Below are 14,494 nucleotides of genomic sequence, written 5' to 3'. Positions count from 1 at the left end.
TTGAAAAGCCCGCTGGACATCCGCAGGGCGGCTGTGGTTTCCTGGATCACGGCATGTTGAACACGATATACCGCATCGTGATCCTCCTCGGGGCCCTCGCAGCCTCCCCGGCCGCGCGCGCCGACCTGCCGCCCCTGCTCGATCCCGCCGCGCTGCCCCATCTCGGCGCCGAGGGGCGGGCCGACTACCAGCGCTTCCTGCTCCAGCCCACGCCCCGCGTCTTCGCCCTGTCGCCCGATGGCAGCTGGGGCTGGGCGGCCGCGATCGACGACGATGCCGCCGCGACGGAGGCCACCGCGCTGCGCAACTGCGCCCGCTGGGGTGGCCGCGGCTGCCGCGCCTATGTGCGCGACCTGTCGGTGGTCTGGCCGGGGCGGGAGGCGGCCGCCGAGGCCGCGCCCGAAACCCCCTTCGCCGCCGGCCGCCACTGGTCGCTGACGCCCGACCGACGCTTCCTGTGGCAGGGCGCGCAGGGCGCGCGCGGTGCCTATCTCTGGGCGCATGGGCGCGCGGCGGGCGGTGCCGACAGCCGCGGCGGCCAGCCGCAGCCGCATGTACGCGCCTTCAACAATGCCGGCTACGACGTCTTCCGCCTGGACCGCGACCCGCTGAACGACGAGACGGAAGCCGGCGCCGTCGCCATGCGCCACGCGCTGGCGGAGCTGCGGCGCCGCGGCTATGCGCGGGTGGTGGCGGCCGGACAGTCCCGCGGCGCCTGGAACGCCCTGCAGGCGCTGGCGGAGCCCGGCCTGGCGGATGCCGTCATCGCCATCGCGCCCGCCGCCCATGGCCCGACCGGCAGCCCCGCCCATGCCTGGGCGCTCGACGACCTGCGCCGCATCGTCGCCACGGCGCGCGCGCCCGCCACCCGCGTCGTCGTGGCCAATTTCGCCGGCGACGAATACGACCCCGACCCGCCCGGCCGCGCCGCCATCTTCGGCGCGCTGACCGGCCGCACCGGGTCGCTGCTGCTGCTTGACCGGCCGGCGGGCATCCAGGGCCATGGCGGCGGCAATGACTGGCGCTTCACCCTGCGCTACGCCGCCTGCCTTCTCGACTTCGCCGAAGGCCGCGTCCGCGCCTGCTGACCCGGCCGCGAGACGGGGGTGGACGCCGCCCGCCGCCTCGGCGATGACGCGGGGGGGGGCCGTGGCCCCGCCGCGCCCCGCCGGAGGAGAAGTCCATGACCGACGCCCCGACCCCGCCCCGCCGCGCCCTGCTCGGCGCCGCGCTCGCCGCTCCCCTGGTCCTGGCCGGCGCGGCCCGCGCGCAGCCCGCGCGGCCGATCGTGCTGGTGGTGCCCTATGCGCCTGGCGGCGGCACCGACCTGACCGCCCGCGAATTCGCCCACACCTTCAGCGAGGCGCTGGGCGGCCAGCCGGTGATCGTCGAGAACCGCGGCGGCGCGGCCGGGCATATCGGCACGCTCGGCGTGTCCCGCGCGCGGCCGGACGGGACGACGCTGCTCTTCGCCGTTTCCACCAACCTCGTCGTCAACCCGCACATGCAGCGCGACGGCATCGACCTGCTGCAGGTGCTCGCCCCCGTCGCGCAGATCACCTCCTACCAGTATGTCCTGGTGATCGACCCGCGCCTGCCCATCACCGACCTGCGGCAGCTCATCGCCCATGCCCGCGCGCAGCCGCGCGGGACGCTGACCTATTCCTCGGGCGGGGTCGGCAACGCCAACCACCTGGCGGGGGTGCTGTTCTCCGACGCGGTGGGAATCGAGATGGAGCACGTGCCCTATCGCGGCACCGGGCCCGCGCTGCTGGATGTGGTGGCGGGGCGCATCACCATGAACTTCTCCTCCCCCCCGCCCGCCATCCAGCTGGCGCGGGAAGGGCGGCTGCGCGCCATCGCGGTGACCGGCGACCGCCGGATGCCCGCCATCCCGGACGTGCCGACCCTGGCGGAGGCCGGGCTGCCGGGCGTGTCCATCACCGGCTGGCACGGCATCTTCGCCCCCGCCGGCACCCCGCCCGACCTGCTGGACCGGCTGGAGGCCGCGGCCCGCCAGGCCGCCGCGGCGTCGCGCTTCGCCGGGCGGCTGGAGCAGGACGGGCTCGAGCCCTCGCCCGTGCGGCCGCGCGCGCAGTTCTTCCAGGCGGTGCGGGAGGAGAGCGGCTTCTGGGGCCGCAAGATCCGCGAGCTGGACCTGAAGATGGAGTAGCGGCGCCGCGGGGCGCCGCCGCTCAGGCCGCGGCCCCGCGCCGGAACAGCCCCGCGACCCGCCCCGGCAGCCCCGGCACCGCCCAGAGCGCGGCCAGCACCGTCAGCGCGCAGAGCGCCGCGCTGATCGGCCGGGTGAAGAAGGGCGTGACGTCGCCGCCCGTCAGCGTCAGCCCGCGCAGCAGGTTCTTGTCCAGCAGGTCGCCCAGCACGATGCCCAGCACCAGCGGCGCCATCGGGAAGCGCAACTCCCGCAGGATGAAGCCGACCAGGCCGGCGCCGAGCATCACCCAGATGTCGAACAGGCGCGAGGTGATGGCGAAGGCGCCGACGGTGCAGAGCACGAAGACCACCGGCATCAGCCTCTCGCGCGGGATCAGCAGCACCCAGAGCAGCGGCTTCACCAGGACCAGCCCGTAGACCAGCTTCACCATGTCGGCGACGACCAGCATCGCGACGATCTGGTAGATGAACTCCGGCGCGGTGATCGCCAGCATCGGGCCCGGCTGCAGGCCGTGGATCATCATCGCCGCCATCAGCACGGCGGCCGGCGCGCTGCCCGGCACCGCCAGCGTCAGGACGGGGATGATGGCGCCGGGGACGCAGGCGCTCTCGCCCGTCTCGGCGGACATCAGCCCCTCGACGCTGCCGCGGCCGAACTCGGCGCGTTCCGCGCTGGCGCGCTTGGCGGCGGCGTAGCTGGTCCAGGCGGCGATGTCCTCGCCGAGGCCGGGCATCGCGCCGATGAAGGTGCCGATCGCGCCGGAACGCAGGATGGTGCGCCAGTACTGCACGACGTCGCGGATGCGCGGGATGACGCTGTCGAGCTTGGACGACACCGCGGCCACCGCCGGGCCGCGCATGGAATTCAGCACCTCCGCCACGCCGAAGACGCCGACCAGGACGGGCAGCAGGCCGAGCCCGCCGGCGAGGTCCCCGTTGCCGAAGGCGAAGCGCGGATAGGCGTGGTTCGTCTCCTGCCCCACGGTCGCGACCAGCAGGCCGAGGAAGCCGGCGATGTAGCCCTTCAGCGGGTCGCCGCCCGACAGGCTGCCGGCGATGACGATGCCGAACAGCGCCACCCAAAACATCTCGTAGCTGCCGAACTGCAGGGCGAATTCGCCGAAGGTGGGGGCGAAGACCGCCAGGATCAGCGTGCCGAACAGCGTCCCCAGCCAGGAGCCGAGCGTGGAGATGCCCATCGCCCGCCCCGCCAGCCCCTTCCGCGCCAGCGGGAAGCCGTCCAGCGTGGAGGCGGCGGAGGCGGGGGTGCCCGGGATGTTCAGCAGGATGGCGCTGCGGCTGCCGCCGTAGATCGCGCCGACATAGACGCAGACCAGCACCAGCATCGCCACCTGCGGGCCCATGGTGAAGGTCAGCGTGGTCAGCAGGGCCACGCCCATCGTCGCGGTCAGCCCCGGCAGAGCGCCGATGACGATGCCGATCAGCACCGCCCAGAAGGCATGGAAGATGGCGCCGCCCTGCAGCACATGGGCGAAGCCGCCCGCCAGCATCGAGAAGGGGTCGTTCACGGCAGCCGCACCAGGAAGATCCGTTCGAAGACCAGCATCACCGCGATGCCGGTGCCGAGGCCGAGCGCCGCCGCCTCGGCCAGGCGCCGCGCCCGCCGTTCCGGCCCCTTGCCCCATTCGAAGATCGCGGTGAAGGCGAAGACGAACAGCGCGCTTGCCATCCAGAAGGGCAGCCGCCCGACCAGGACCCCGGCATAGACGGTGCCGAGCACCGCCGCCGCCAGCAGCCGCCGCCCATCGCCGGGGTCGAGCGCCGGGCCATGCGCGCGCCGGTCGCCGAGCGCGCCGCGCCGCACCGCGCGCAGGCCCAGCAGCACCGCCAGCAGCGTGATCACCAGCCCGTGGAAGCCCGGCACGATGCCGGGCGCGGTCAGGCCGGTATGCGACTGCTCGACGAAGGTCGGCATCCGCCAGGCGAGGGCGACGACGCCGAGCCCGAAGGCGAGCAGCACCGCCGCGGTCCAGAGATCGACCCGCGGCGGCAGCGGCGCACGGTCGCCCGCGAAGGGGGACGGCGCCCCTTCGCCGGGCTGCGCGCCGTCGCTCAAAGCCGCTGGATCCCGAGCGTGTCGGGGCTGACGCGGGCGGTGCCGCCGTCGAAATACAGCCAGGCCGTCTGGCGGACCATCTTCCACGCCTCGTCATGCGCCTGCTGGCCATGCAGCGGCGCGAAGACCGCGGCGCGCTGCGCGGCGTAGTCCTTCAGGCGCTGGCTGTTGGCGATCCGGTCCCGCCAGACCTGCGACACCGTGTCCACCACGTTCTGCGGCACGCCCTTCGGGCACCAGACGCCGAAGTAGTTCAGCGGCGCCGGCACGTTGGGCAGCCAGCGCGTGATGGGCGGGATCTCGCCGAAGCCCTGCAGCGTCACCGGCTGTTCGGACTGCACGGCCAGCGGCACCAGGCGGCGCGCGCGGATCATCTCGGCGGCTTCCACCAGCAGCACGGCGCCCATCGGCGTCTCGCCGCCCACCGTCGCGATCATGGCGGGGTTGCCGCCGTCATAGGTGGCGTGGCGGTAGTTGATGCCGGTGGCCGCGCGGACCGCCGACATCATGTTGTGCCCGGCCGAGCTGACGCCGGCGGTGGCGACCGCGAGGGAGGCGCCGCGCGCGCGGAAGGCCTCCATCGCCGCGCCGAAGTCGCGGATGCCGGCCTGCGGGTTGGCGACCAGCGTGTTCACGTTGGCCACCGCGAAGAACAGGTTCCAGTCCTGCAGCTGCGTGTCCAGCAGGCCGAGCACCTTGTAGCAGCCCACATCCACCGCCGCGCCAGCCGCCCAGGTCATGCCGTCCCGCGCCGCTTCCAGCGCGTTGCGCGTGCCGATGGAGCCCGAGGCGCCGGGCTGGTTCACCACCACGAAGCGGGTGCCGATCGCGGCTTCCAGCTCCGCCGCCACGATGCGCGCCATCTGGTCGGTGGAGCCGCCCGCGGCCCAGGGGACGATCAGCGTCACCGGACGGTCGGGACGCCAGGCGGCGCCCTGGGCCAGCGCGGGCGCGGCGAGCCCGGCGGCGGCGGCGCCGAGCAGCGTGCGGCGAGTGGTGGTCATTCTTGTTCTCCCTTCCCTTCCGTGGCGGGTAACCCACCGGTTACCGTGGATGGTGCGGCGGGGCACCGCGGGGGTCAACCGAACTCGGGGCCCGCGAAGGCGAAGTTTCGTTCAGCCTTCCCGAAGCCGGCATCGCCCAGCACCATGCGCGTGAAGGGCCGCAGCCTCTCGCCCCCCTGCGCGGCCAGCGCCGCCGCGACCCCGCCCGCCGAATCGGCGAGGTCGAGCACCGCCGGCACGCCGAGCGCGGCGCGCGCCGCGGCGACCAGCGCGATGGCCGTCGGCTCGTCCGGCGCGACCACGGGGCCGATCTGCGGCGCGCGCAGCCCGTCCCGCGCCAGCACGAAGCCGCGCAGGTCCGGCGTGACGAAGGCGGCATCCGGCCGGCGCCGGGCGAAGTTCCGCAGCGGCGCCGCGCGCGGCGCGCCGAAGGCGGCGGCGTCCAGCGCCAGCAGCGCGGGCCAGTCCTCCGGCCGCAATGGCCGCACCGCGCGGGCGGGCGCCGGCAGGTCCCGCGGCACCGACCAGCGCGCGAAGCCGAGGAGGTCGCGGAAGCCGAGCCGCGCATAGACCTCGCGCCCCGCCGGCGTGGCATCCAGCGCGACGTGCCGCATGCCCGCGAGCCGCCCGACCGCCCAGCGCATCAGCGCGGTCGCCAGCCCCGCCCGGCGCCGGTCCGGCCGCACCAGCACCATCGAGATCCAGGCGAGATCCGCCCCGTAGGGCAGCACCGCCGCGCTGGCGGCCAGGCATGCGGGGTCGCCGTCGTCCAGCACCCGCACCTCCCCCCCATGCAGGAACAGCGACCAGTCCGCGGCCACCTGGTTCCACCCGGCGGCGGCGGACAGCGCGGCGGCGCGGGGCAGGTCGGCTTCGGTCATCGGGCGCGGCTGCATCGGCACGAAGCACACGCGCCGCCCGCGCGGGCGTCAATCCCCGCCGGTCTCGCCGAACCAGACGCCGAGCAGCGCGGCGAGGGACACCAGCATCAGGAAGCCGTTCAGCGTGAACAGGACGGCGCGCGGGATGCGCCGCACCTCGGGCTTCGGCGCGTCGATGTCGGGCGCGATCTCGCGCCAGACCGCGGCGGCGAAGCAGGCGGCGCTGAACACCACCAGGACGGAGCCGGTCAGCACCACCCCCCATTCCGGCAGCACGCCGCCCAGCACCTTCTTGGCGCCGACACCGCTGGCCAGCGCCGTCAGCCCGGTGCGGACCCAGGCGGCATAGGTGCGCTCCGCCGCCAGCACGGTGCGGTCGGCGGCCAGTTCGGTGCGGCGTTCGGCGCTGTCCATGCCGGCTGAACGCGCGGCGCCGCCGCCGGCTGCACGCCGCCGCGCCGCATCCTGGACGCGGCGCGCCGTTCCGCGCATGAAGGACCGCTGGTCGAGGTGCGTCCGATGAGGATATCGCTCTGCAACGAGGTCGTCGCCGCGCTGCCCTTCGCGGGGCAGGCGCGGCTTGCCGCCGCGCTCGGCTATGACGGGCTGGAGGTCGCGCCCTTCACGCTCGACGCGGAGGCGCCGCATCTGCTGCCCGCATCGCGCCGCGCGGAACTGCGCCGCATCGCGGAAGCCGAGGGCGCGCCCGTCACCTCGCTCCACTGGCTGCTGGTCGCGCCGGCGGGGCTGTCCGTCACCACCGCCGATCCCGCGATCCGCGCGCGCACGCTCGACGTGATGCAGCGGCTGGTCGGGCTGGCGGCCGACCTCGGCGCGGGGCTGCTGGTGCATGGTTCGCCGAAGCAGCGCCACGTCGCGGCGGAGGGCGACGCCGCGCGGGCCGAGGAGGCGATGGCGATGGCCGGCGCCTGGGCCGCGGAGCATGGCCTGACCTATTGCCTGGAGCCGCTCGATGCCGGGCAGACCAACTGGGCGCGCACGGTGGCCGAGGCGGTGGAGATCGTGCGGCGCGTTGCCTCGCCCGGGCTGCGGACGATGCTGGATGTGAGCGCCGCCGGGAATGGCGAGGCCGAGCCCGCGGCCGCGCTGCTGCGCCGCTTCGTTCCCACCGGCCTGATTGCCCATGTCCACCTCAACGACCGCAACCGCCGCGGCCCGGGCCAGGGGGGCGACCGCTTCGCCCCCGTCCTCGTCGCCCTGCGGGAGACGGGGTATGGCGGCTTCTGCGCGGTGGAGCCCTTCGACTACCACCCGGACGGCGCGACCAGCGCCGCGCGCGCCATCGGCTATCTGCGGGGGATCCTGGAGGCATGACGCACGCACCGCGCTTCGCGCTGGTCGAGACGCAGCGCCTGGAATGGCCGTTCCGGCTGCGCCTGCCCTTCCGCTTCGGCGTCATCACCGTCACCCATGGCCGGCAGGCGGTGGTGCGCGCGCGCATCCGCCTCGAGGACGGGCGCGAGGGATGGGGCGTGGCGGCGGAGACGCTGGCGGCGAAGTGGTTCGACAAGGACCCGGCGCTGACCGACGCGCAGAACGAGCACCAGCTGCGCCGCGCCCTGGAACTGGCCGAGGCCGCAACGCTGGCCGCGGGCGCCGACACCGCCTTCGGCCACTTCGCCAACAGCTACGCCGCCGTCACCGCCGCCGGTGCGGCGGAAGGGCTGAACCCGCTGGTCGCCAGCTACGGCCGCGCGCTGCTGGACCGGGCGATGCTGGATGCGCTGCTGAAGGCGCAGCGCGTCGGCTTCTGGGCCGGGATGCGCGCCAATATCGGCGGCATGGCGCCGCATGCGGTGGCCCCCGACCTCGCCGGCTTCGACTTCGCCGCGATGCTCGCCGCCGCCACGCCGCTGGCGCGCCTGCACGCCCGCCACACCGTCGGCCTGGTCGATCCCATCACCGCCGCGGACCAGGCGGAGCGCGTCGGCGACGGCCTGCCCGAGACGCTGGAGGAGGTCGCCGCCACCTACCGCCACCGCTACTGGAAGCTGAAGGTCGGCGGCAATGTCGAGGCGGATGTGGAGCGCCTGTCGCGCATCGCCGCCGTGCTGGACCGCCTTCATGGCGGCTACCACGCCAGCCTCGACGGCAACGAGCAGTACGAGGATGCGGAGGGTGCGCTGGCGCTCTGGCGCGCGATGGAGGCGGAGCCGCGGCTGAGGAAGCTCTGCGCCTCCATCCTCTACATCGAGCAGCCGGTGAAGCGCGCCCGCGCGCTGGAGACCGGCATGTCCGCCCTGGCGGCCGCGCGCCCCGTCATCATCGACGAGAGCGACGGGCCGCTGGATGCCTTCGTCACCGGCCGGGCGCTGGGCTATGCCGGCGTGTCGTCCAAGGCCTGCAAGGGGGTGTGGCGGTCGCTGGTCAACCTTGCGCGGTGCCGAGCCTGGAATGCCGGGGAGGGGCGGGAGCGCTACTTCATGTCGGCCGAGGACCTGACGACGCTGGCCGGCGTCTGCGTGCAGCAGGACCTCGCGCTCGTCGCGCTGCTCGGCCTGCCGCATGTCGAGCGCAACGGCCACCATTTCGTCGACGGCTTCGCCGGTCGGCCGGGGGCCGAGGCGTACCGCTTCCTCGAAGCGCATCCCGACCTCTACGCCGACACGCCGCGCGGCCCGCGGCTCGCGATCCGGGACGGCATGCTGGAGATCGGCAGCCTCGGCGTGCCCGGCCTCGGCGCGGCGGAGGAGCCGGATGCGGGCGCGATGGAGCCGATGCCGCGCGCCGCCTGGGGATAACCCCTGCCCGAGCGGCCGGCCCGGCGGTCCCGCTTCCGCGGATCGAACGCCTAGAACACCAGGTCCGACGCCGGGATCATCGCCGCGGTGAGGCCGGCGAGCAGCACCAGGTCGCCCCCGCCGAGGTCGATCCGCACGCCTTCCGCCAGGTCTGCCATGCGCGCGGGGAGTTGCGCCGCGTCCAGCCCGAAGCCGGTCAGCACCAGCCGGTCGAGCCCGGGGGCGAAGTCCTCGATGCGGTCGGCGCCGTCGCCGCGGCGGAAGACGAAGCTGTCAGGCCCCGCGCCGCCAGCCAGCGTGTCGGCGCCGCCGCGGCCTTCCAGCACATCCGCGCCGCCGCCGCCCTCCAGCCGGTTCGCGCCGGCATTGCCGGCCAGCCAGTTGGCCGCGCCGTTGCCGGCGCCGCCCCAGCCGCCCGGGCCGAGCCGCAGCATCTCCACCTGCGCCGGCAGCACGACCATGGCGGCCGCCACCGGCACCAGCATGTCGAGCCCGCCGCCCGCCTCCTCCTGCACCAGGTCGCGGTCGTCCACGACGAAGCGGTCGTCCCCCGCCCCGCCGCGCAGCGTGTCGGCGCCCGCGCCGCCGTCCAGCAGGTCATCCCCCGCCAGGCCGGAGAGGAGGTCGCCGCCCGCCCCGCCTTCCAGCCGGTTCGCCGCCTGGTTGCCCGACAGCGTGTCGGCCCCCGCGCCGCCGGTCGCGTTCTCGATCAGCGAGGCCGGGTTGCCGCCATGCAGCAGGGCGTTGAAGACGTTGCCGCGCGCGACCGTGCCCGACAGCGCGTCGAGCACCGCGAGCTGCTGCGCCGCCAGCACCGAATGGCCGCCGGGGGCGAGGTCCACGGACACGCCGCCGGCATAGGCCGAGAGGTCGTAGGTGTCGGTCCCGCCGCCGTCCCAGACCGTGAGGAACACCCGGTTGGCCGCGCCGCCCCAGCCATCACCCGGCGCGCCCTGGCCGGCGCCGTCGATGATCGTCTCCCCGGTCGCGGGGTTCCAGGCATAGCGCGTGTCGCCGGCGAGATGCCCGTAATCCGCGCCGTAGAGCGCCTGCAGCGCCGCGATGTCCAGCATCATCCAGCCCTGGGGGTAGTCGTGGGTGCCGTTGGTGTAGCCTCCGTCCAGCGCCGCCCCGATGCGGGAGCGGTAGGACATCACGGTGAATTCCAGGCTGTCCCACCCGGCCTCGAGCGCGCCGTAGCCGTTCCAGCTCTCATGCGGGTGCTTGAGGCCGAGCGCGTGGCCGAGCTCATGCACCGCGACGGCGAACTGGTAGGTGCCGAGCCGCGGCGCATCGAAGCCGTGGCGGTTGCCGAACCACACGTCGCCGCCTTCCCGCCCGTTCGGGTAGTAGGCCCAGGCGGTGACGGGGGCGGAGGAGCGCGAGATGCGGAGATCCGCCCAGCCATCGATGGCCGCCTCGACGAGGGACAGCAGGGTGAAGCCGGTGACCGGGGCGCCGGGGCTGCCGGGCGCGCCCGCCGCGCCGCCGTCCTCTCCCGTCAGGATCAGCCGCACCGCGTCGCGCATCGCCTCGCCGATCCGGGCGAAGCCTCGGGCGGGTTCGGACGCGCCGTAGAAGGGCTCGTAATCCGCCGCCGAGTCCGGGAAGGCGAAGGTCACGGGGTCGCCCTCGGCCCAGGCGAAGCCGCTGAGCAGCGCATCCACCTCGGCCCGGCCCGAGGCGACGAGGTGCAGCCGCGCCGCGGTGCCGGCCGGCTCGGCGCGCTGCCGCGTCAGGTCGCCGGGATCGGCGCCCGCGGGGGCGCCCTGCGTGTCGCCGGCAAGGCACAACCAGCACATGGGATTGCGGACCGGGCCGGCACGGTCGGCCCCGGCCGGTTGGCCCGCATCGGATGCGGCAACCGGACGCCCGGGCCTGCCTTCCGCATCCTGCGGGGCAGCCGGGAGCCGCCGGCACGCGACCCCCGTGCGGCCACCCTAGCCGCCGCGGGTGAAGCGGAGGTGAAGCGCAGGGACGAGGTTGTGCGCCGGACGCTTCCGCGCTAACCGGGCGCCGGCTGGGGCGTCGCCAAGCGGTAAGGCAGCGGTTTTTGGTACCGCCATTCCCAGGTTCGAATCCTGGCGCCCCAATTCCCCACCCATGTCCAGCCGGTGGCCTCGGGCGGATCTCTCGGCGCAGGGCGGTCCGGCGTGCCGGGGGCGGAGGAGGCAGCCGGGCGGTTGGGCGGCGCAGGCCCGTCGCCCCGCGGCATCGCCCGGCGGCCCCGTCAGGGACGGTGCGGCGGACGCGGGATCACAGGCCCAGATACGCCTCCCGCACCGCCGGGTCCTCCAGCAGGGCGGCGCCGGTGCCGCCATGCGCGATGTGCCCGGTCTCCATCACGTAGCCGCGGTCCGCGATGGCCAGGGCGGCACTGGCGTTCTGCTCCACCAGCAGCACCGTCACGCCCGCGCGCCGCAGCGCCACCACGGCGTCCAGGATCTGGTCCACCAGCACCGGCGCCAGGCCCATGCTCGGCTCGTCCAGCAGCAGCAGGCGCGGCTGGCTCATCAGCGCGCGGCCGATGGCCAGCATCTGCTGCTGCCCGCCCGAGAGCCCGGCCGCCGGAAGGGCGCGCTTGTCCCGCAGCACCGGGAACATGTCGTAGACGCGGTCGAGCCCGACCTCCGCCTCCGCCCGGCCGCGGCGGAAGGCGCCGAGGCGCAGGTTGTCCTCCACGCCCAGCGGCCCGAAGACCTGCCGCCCTTCCGGCGACTGCGCGATGCCGGCCGCGACGCGCCGATGCGCCGGCCAGGCGGTGATGTCCTCGCCGTGGAAGGCGATGCGCCCGGCGGCCACGGGCTGCACGCCGGACAGGCAGCGCAGCAGGGTCGTCTTGCCCGCGCCGTTGCCGCCGACCAGCGCCGTGATCTCCCCGGTCTCGACGCGCAGCGACACGCCCTTCAGGGCCAGGATGCGGCCATAGGCGGAGCGGAGATCCGTCACCTCAAGCATCGGCGGTGCCGCGCGCGGCCTCCCTCGCGCCATGGGTGCCGAGATAGGCGGCGACCACCTCCGGATTGGCGCGCACCTCCTCCGGCGTGCCCTCGGCCAGCATGCGGCCCTGGTTCAGCACGACGACATGGCGGCTGATGCGCATCACCAGCTTCATGTCATGCTCGATCAGCACCACGGCCACGCCCCGCGCGGCGACCTGCGCGATCAGGCGGTCGATCTCCTCCGTCTCCACCGGGTTGCAGCCGGCGGCCGGTTCGTCCAGCAGCAGCACGCGCGGATCGGTGGCCAGGGCGCGCGCGATCTCGAGCCGCTTCAGCGCGCCATAGGGCAGGCCCCCTGCCGGCGTCCCCGCATGGGCGGCCAGCCCGACCTCCTCCAGCAGCGCCATCGCGGCGTCGCGCGTGGCCGCGTTGGCGCGGCGGGCGGCAGGAAGGCGGAACAGGTCGGCCAGCAGGCCCGACCCCTCCCGCAGGTGGCGCCCGGCCATCACGTTCTCCGCCGCCGTCATGCGGAAGAAGATCTGCAGGTTCTGGAAGCTGCGCGACAGGCCGAGCGCGGCGAGGCGGTGGGGCGACGCGTCGGTCACGTCGACGCCGTCGAGCGTGATGCGCCCTTCCGTCGCGCGGTAGAGGCCGGAGGTGATGTTGAACAGCGTGGTCTTGCCCGCGCCGTTCGGCCCGATGATCGCCAGCACCTCCCCCGCGCGGGCGGAGAAGCCGACGCCGTCCAGCGCGCGCAGGCCGCCGAAGGAGATGCCGATGCCCTCCGCCGCCAGCACCACCTTCCCGCGGGGCGGCAGCGCGTTCATGCCGCGCGCCTCCGCAGCAGCGCGGCCAGGCCCGGCACGATGCCCATGCGCAGGAAGATCATGAACAGCATGATCAGCAGGCCGAGCACCGCATGCTCGTAGTCGTGGAGGACGGTCAGCGCCTGCGGCAGCAGCACCAGCAGCGCCGCACCCACCACCGCGCCCGGCACGCTGGCCAGCCCGCCGATCACCACCATCGTCACGTATTCGACCGAGGCGAGGAACCCCGCCGCATCCGGCGTGACGAAGCCGTTCAGCAGGGCCAGCAGCCCGCCCGCCACGGCCGCGTAGACGGCCGCGATGACGAAGGCGCGCAGCTTGTGGCGCGCGACGTCGATGCCGACGGTGCGGGCCGCCACCTCGCTGTCATGCAGCGCGGCGAGCGCGCGGCCCGAGGGGCTGTCCTGCAGATTCAGCGCGATCCAGGTGCCGATCAGCAGCGCGCCGCCGGTGATCCAGTAGAAGGTCTCGCCGCCGCGGATGCGCCAGCCGAACAGCTCCGCGCGCGGGATGCGGATGCCGTCGGGGCCGCCGGTGACGGCGACCTCGCTGACCAGCACCATCGTCACCAGCATCCCGAAGCCGAGCGTGGCGACCGCGAGGTAGTGCCCCTTCAGTCGCAGGATCGGCCGTCCCACCAGGAAGGCCACCGCCGCCGCCACCGCCGCGCCGAGCGGCAGGCAGGCCAGCACGTCGAGCCCCAGGTATTTCGGCCCGAGCGCCATGGAATACGCGCCGATGCCGACGAAACCGGCATGGCCGAGGCTGACCTGCCCCGCCTGGCCCATCAGCACCTGCAGCCCGATGGCGGCCAGCGCCGTCACCCAGACCAGGGCCGCGACGCGGAAGTAGAAGCCGGAAGGGAAGAACCAGGGGATGGTGCCGATGACGACGGCGAGGATCAGCAGGGTGCCCCACCGCGTGCCCATCACACCCGCTCCACGCCGCGGCGGCCGAACAGGCCCTGCGGCATCACGAACAGCACGCCGAGGATGACGAGGAAGGCCACCGCGTCCTTGTAGGCCGAGGAGATGGTGCCGGCCGCGAAGCTCTCCAGCAGCCCCAGCGCCAGCCCGCCCACCACGGCGCCGAGCGGGCTGCCCATGCCGCCCAGCATCGCGGCGGCGAAGCCCTTCAGCGCCAGCAGCGTGCCGACATCGAAGGAGGTCAGGGTGATCGGCGTGATCAGGATGCCCGCGAAGGCGCCGATCGCCGCCGAGAGCCCGAAGGACAGCGCCAGCACGAAGGAGGTGTCGACGCCGACCAGCCGCGCCGCCAGCCGGTTCGCCGCCGTCGCCAGCACCGCCTTGCCGAGCAGCGTCCGCTCGAGGAACAGGAACAGCCCGGCGAAGACCAGCAGCGCCCCGCCCAGCACCCAGAAGCTCTGCGGCAGGATCGCCGCGCCGGCCAGCATGATCGGGTCGGACCCGCTGAAGGCCGGCAGCTGGTGGAAGCGCTTGTCGAAGACGATCTGCGCGATGCCGCGCAGGAAGATCGACGCGCCGATGGTGATGATGATGAGCGTGACGGCCGACGCGCCTCGCGCCGGCTCGATCGCGAGCCGGTGCAGCAGCAGCCCCACCGCGACCGCCGCCAGGACTGCCAGCAGCGCCGCCACCGGCAGCGCGATGCCCGCCGCCGTCAGGAAGACGGTCGCCATGCCCCCCAGCATGACGAATTCGCCCTGCGCGAAGTTCACCACGTCCGACGCGTTGTAGATCAGGGTGAAGCCCAGCGCGACCAGCGCATAGACGGCGCCGACGGTCAGGCCGGAGACGAGGAACTGCAGCAATCCGGCGGTCATGGTGTGCGCCCGCCGGGGATCG

Annotated in this window: 14 protein-coding genes and 1 tRNA gene; 5 read left to right on the top strand and 10 right to left on the bottom strand. The window is 74.4% G+C overall.

The annotated features are described in order from the left end of the window. The first annotated feature begins 53 nt into the window (after nucleotides 1-53). Both ACK8OX_RS09065 and ACK8OX_RS09060 read left to right on the top strand, forming a co-directional pair. Nucleotides 54-1,088, top strand: a complete 1,035-nt coding sequence (locus ACK8OX_RS09065; RefSeq protein WP_430663684.1) for a hypothetical protein — start codon at nucleotides 54-56, stop codon at nucleotides 1,086-1,088. 95 nt (nucleotides 1,089-1,183) lie between these two features. Further along, nucleotides 1,184-2,173 carry a Bug family tripartite tricarboxylate transporter substrate binding protein gene (locus ACK8OX_RS09060; RefSeq protein ID WP_430663682.1) on the top strand — a complete coding sequence of 330 codons (990 nt, stop codon included), beginning with the start codon at nucleotides 1,184-1,186 and terminating at the stop codon, nucleotides 2,171-2,173. 22 nt (nucleotides 2,174-2,195) lie between these two features. On the opposite strand, the gene ACK8OX_RS09055 is transcribed toward ACK8OX_RS09060, so the two are convergent. The 5 genes from ACK8OX_RS09055 to ACK8OX_RS09035 all read right to left on the bottom strand — a co-directional run bounded on the left by ACK8OX_RS09055 (nucleotide 2,196) and on the right by ACK8OX_RS09035 (nucleotide 6,551). After that, nucleotides 2,196-3,704, bottom strand: coding sequence for a tripartite tricarboxylate transporter permease (locus tag ACK8OX_RS09055; protein WP_430663680.1), 1,509 nt, complete (start codon nucleotides 3,702-3,704; stop codon nucleotides 2,196-2,198). Further along, nucleotides 3,701-4,252, bottom strand: coding sequence for a tripartite tricarboxylate transporter TctB family protein (locus ACK8OX_RS09050; protein ID WP_430663678.1), 552 nt, complete (start codon nucleotides 4,250-4,252; stop codon nucleotides 3,701-3,703). Before ACK8OX_RS09050 ends, ACK8OX_RS09055 begins: the two co-directional genes overlap by 4 nt. Further along, nucleotides 4,249-5,256 (bottom strand): tripartite tricarboxylate transporter substrate binding protein, encoded by a 1,008-nt coding sequence (locus ACK8OX_RS09045; protein WP_430663676.1) that lies wholly within the window; start codon nucleotides 5,254-5,256, stop codon nucleotides 4,249-4,251. The genes ACK8OX_RS09050 and ACK8OX_RS09045 overlap by 4 nt, the downstream gene beginning before the upstream one ends. A gap of 74 nt (nucleotides 5,257-5,330) precedes the next feature. Continuing rightward, on the bottom strand, nucleotides 5,331-6,137 hold the full coding sequence (locus tag ACK8OX_RS09040; protein WP_430663674.1) for a GNAT family N-acetyltransferase: 807 nt from the start codon (nucleotides 6,135-6,137) through the stop codon (nucleotides 5,331-5,333). A 48-nt stretch (nucleotides 6,138-6,185) separates the two neighbouring features. Next, the gene (locus ACK8OX_RS09035; RefSeq protein ID WP_430663672.1) at nucleotides 6,186-6,551 is read right to left on the bottom strand and encodes a YidH family protein; all 366 of its coding nucleotides are present in this window, start codon (nucleotides 6,549-6,551) and stop codon (nucleotides 6,186-6,188) included. 105 nt (nucleotides 6,552-6,656) lie between these two features. Between ACK8OX_RS09035 and ACK8OX_RS09030 the strand changes: the two genes are divergently transcribed. After that, nucleotides 6,657-7,472 carry a sugar phosphate isomerase/epimerase family protein gene (locus tag ACK8OX_RS09030; RefSeq protein WP_430663671.1) on the top strand — a complete coding sequence of 272 codons (816 nt, stop codon included), beginning with the start codon at nucleotides 6,657-6,659 and terminating at the stop codon, nucleotides 7,470-7,472. Then, a complete protein-coding gene (locus ACK8OX_RS09025; protein ID WP_430663670.1) occupies nucleotides 7,469-8,899 on the top strand; it encodes a mandelate racemase in 1,431 nt (476 codons plus the stop codon). Before ACK8OX_RS09030 ends, ACK8OX_RS09025 begins: the two co-directional genes overlap by 4 nt. Before the next feature lie 50 nt (nucleotides 8,900-8,949). Here the strand turns inward: ACK8OX_RS09025 and ACK8OX_RS09020 are convergent, their stop codons facing one another. After that, entirely contained in the window at nucleotides 8,950-10,701 is a 1,752-nt protein-coding gene (locus ACK8OX_RS09020; protein WP_430663669.1) for a M10 family metallopeptidase, read from the bottom strand. Between the two features lie 219 nt (nucleotides 10,702-10,920). Here ACK8OX_RS09020 and ACK8OX_RS09015 point away from each other — a divergent pair. Then, nucleotides 10,921-10,992, top strand: a tRNA-Gln gene (locus tag ACK8OX_RS09015). A 163-nt stretch (nucleotides 10,993-11,155) separates the two neighbouring features. Here the strand turns inward: ACK8OX_RS09015 and ACK8OX_RS09010 are convergent. The 4 genes from ACK8OX_RS09010 to ACK8OX_RS08995 are packed head-to-tail and all read right to left on the bottom strand — an operon-like array spanning nucleotide 11,156 to nucleotide 14,472. Then, nucleotides 11,156-11,857, bottom strand: coding sequence for an ABC transporter ATP-binding protein (locus ACK8OX_RS09010; protein WP_430663667.1), 702 nt, complete (start codon nucleotides 11,855-11,857; stop codon nucleotides 11,156-11,158). Further along, the gene (locus tag ACK8OX_RS09005; protein ID WP_430663666.1) at nucleotides 11,850-12,668 is read right to left on the bottom strand and encodes an ABC transporter ATP-binding protein; all 819 of its coding nucleotides are present in this window, start codon (nucleotides 12,666-12,668) and stop codon (nucleotides 11,850-11,852) included. The genes ACK8OX_RS09010 and ACK8OX_RS09005 overlap by 8 nt, the downstream gene beginning before the upstream one ends. Further along, the gene (locus ACK8OX_RS09000) at nucleotides 12,665-13,597 is read right to left on the bottom strand and encodes a branched-chain amino acid ABC transporter permease (protein ID WP_430663664.1); all 933 of its coding nucleotides are present in this window, start codon (nucleotides 13,595-13,597) and stop codon (nucleotides 12,665-12,667) included. Before ACK8OX_RS09000 ends, ACK8OX_RS09005 begins: the two co-directional genes overlap by 4 nt. After that, nucleotides 13,597-14,472 (bottom strand): branched-chain amino acid ABC transporter permease, encoded by an 876-nt coding sequence (locus ACK8OX_RS08995; protein WP_430663662.1) that lies wholly within the window; start codon nucleotides 14,470-14,472, stop codon nucleotides 13,597-13,599. Before ACK8OX_RS08995 ends, ACK8OX_RS09000 begins: the two co-directional genes overlap by 1 nt. Nucleotides 14,473-14,494 lie beyond the last annotated feature (22 nt).

The organism is Falsiroseomonas sp. CW058, from assembly GCF_050563535.1.
In the GTDB taxonomy this organism is placed as follows: Bacteria; Pseudomonadota; Alphaproteobacteria; order Acetobacterales; family Acetobacteraceae; genus Falsiroseomonas.
Note: the sequence above shows the minus strand (reverse complement) of the source record. Positions and strands in the feature narration are given on the sequence as shown.

Excerpts from the sequence above, each read along its gene's own strand:
- ACK8OX_RS09065 (WP_430663684.1), top strand. The coding sequence starts at position 54 with ATGTTGAACACGATATACCGCATCGTGATCCTCCTCGGGGCCCTCGCA.
- ACK8OX_RS09060 (WP_430663682.1), top strand. The coding sequence starts at position 1,184 with ATGACCGACGCCCCGACCCCGCCCCGCCGCGCCCTGCTCGGCGCCGCG.
- ACK8OX_RS09045 (WP_430663676.1), bottom strand. The coding sequence starts at position 5,256 with ATGACCACCACTCGCCGCACGCTGCTCGGCGCCGCCGCCGCCGGGCTC.
- ACK8OX_RS09040 (WP_430663674.1), bottom strand. The coding sequence starts at position 6,137 with ATGACCGAAGCCGACCTGCCCCGCGCCGCCGCGCTGTCCGCCGCCGCC.
- ACK8OX_RS09035 (WP_430663672.1), bottom strand. The coding sequence starts at position 6,551 with ATGGACAGCGCCGAACGCCGCACCGAACTGGCCGCCGACCGCACCGTG.
- ACK8OX_RS09030 (WP_430663671.1), top strand. The coding sequence starts at position 6,657 with ATGAGGATATCGCTCTGCAACGAGGTCGTCGCCGCGCTGCCCTTCGCG.
- ACK8OX_RS09025 (WP_430663670.1), top strand. The coding sequence starts at position 7,469 with ATGACGCACGCACCGCGCTTCGCGCTGGTCGAGACGCAGCGCCTGGAA.
- ACK8OX_RS09020 (WP_430663669.1), bottom strand. The coding sequence starts at position 10,701 with ATGTGCTGGTTGTGCCTTGCCGGCGACACGCAGGGCGCCCCCGCGGGC.
- ACK8OX_RS09010 (WP_430663667.1), bottom strand. The coding sequence starts at position 11,857 with ATGCTTGAGGTGACGGATCTCCGCTCCGCCTATGGCCGCATCCTGGCC.
- ACK8OX_RS09005 (WP_430663666.1), bottom strand. The coding sequence starts at position 12,668 with ATGAACGCGCTGCCGCCCCGCGGGAAGGTGGTGCTGGCGGCGGAGGGC.
- ACK8OX_RS09000 (WP_430663664.1), bottom strand. The coding sequence starts at position 13,597 with ATGGGCACGCGGTGGGGCACCCTGCTGATCCTCGCCGTCGTCATCGGC.
- ACK8OX_RS08995 (WP_430663662.1), bottom strand. The coding sequence starts at position 14,472 with ATGACCGCCGGATTGCTGCAGTTCCTCGTCTCCGGCCTGACCGTCGGC.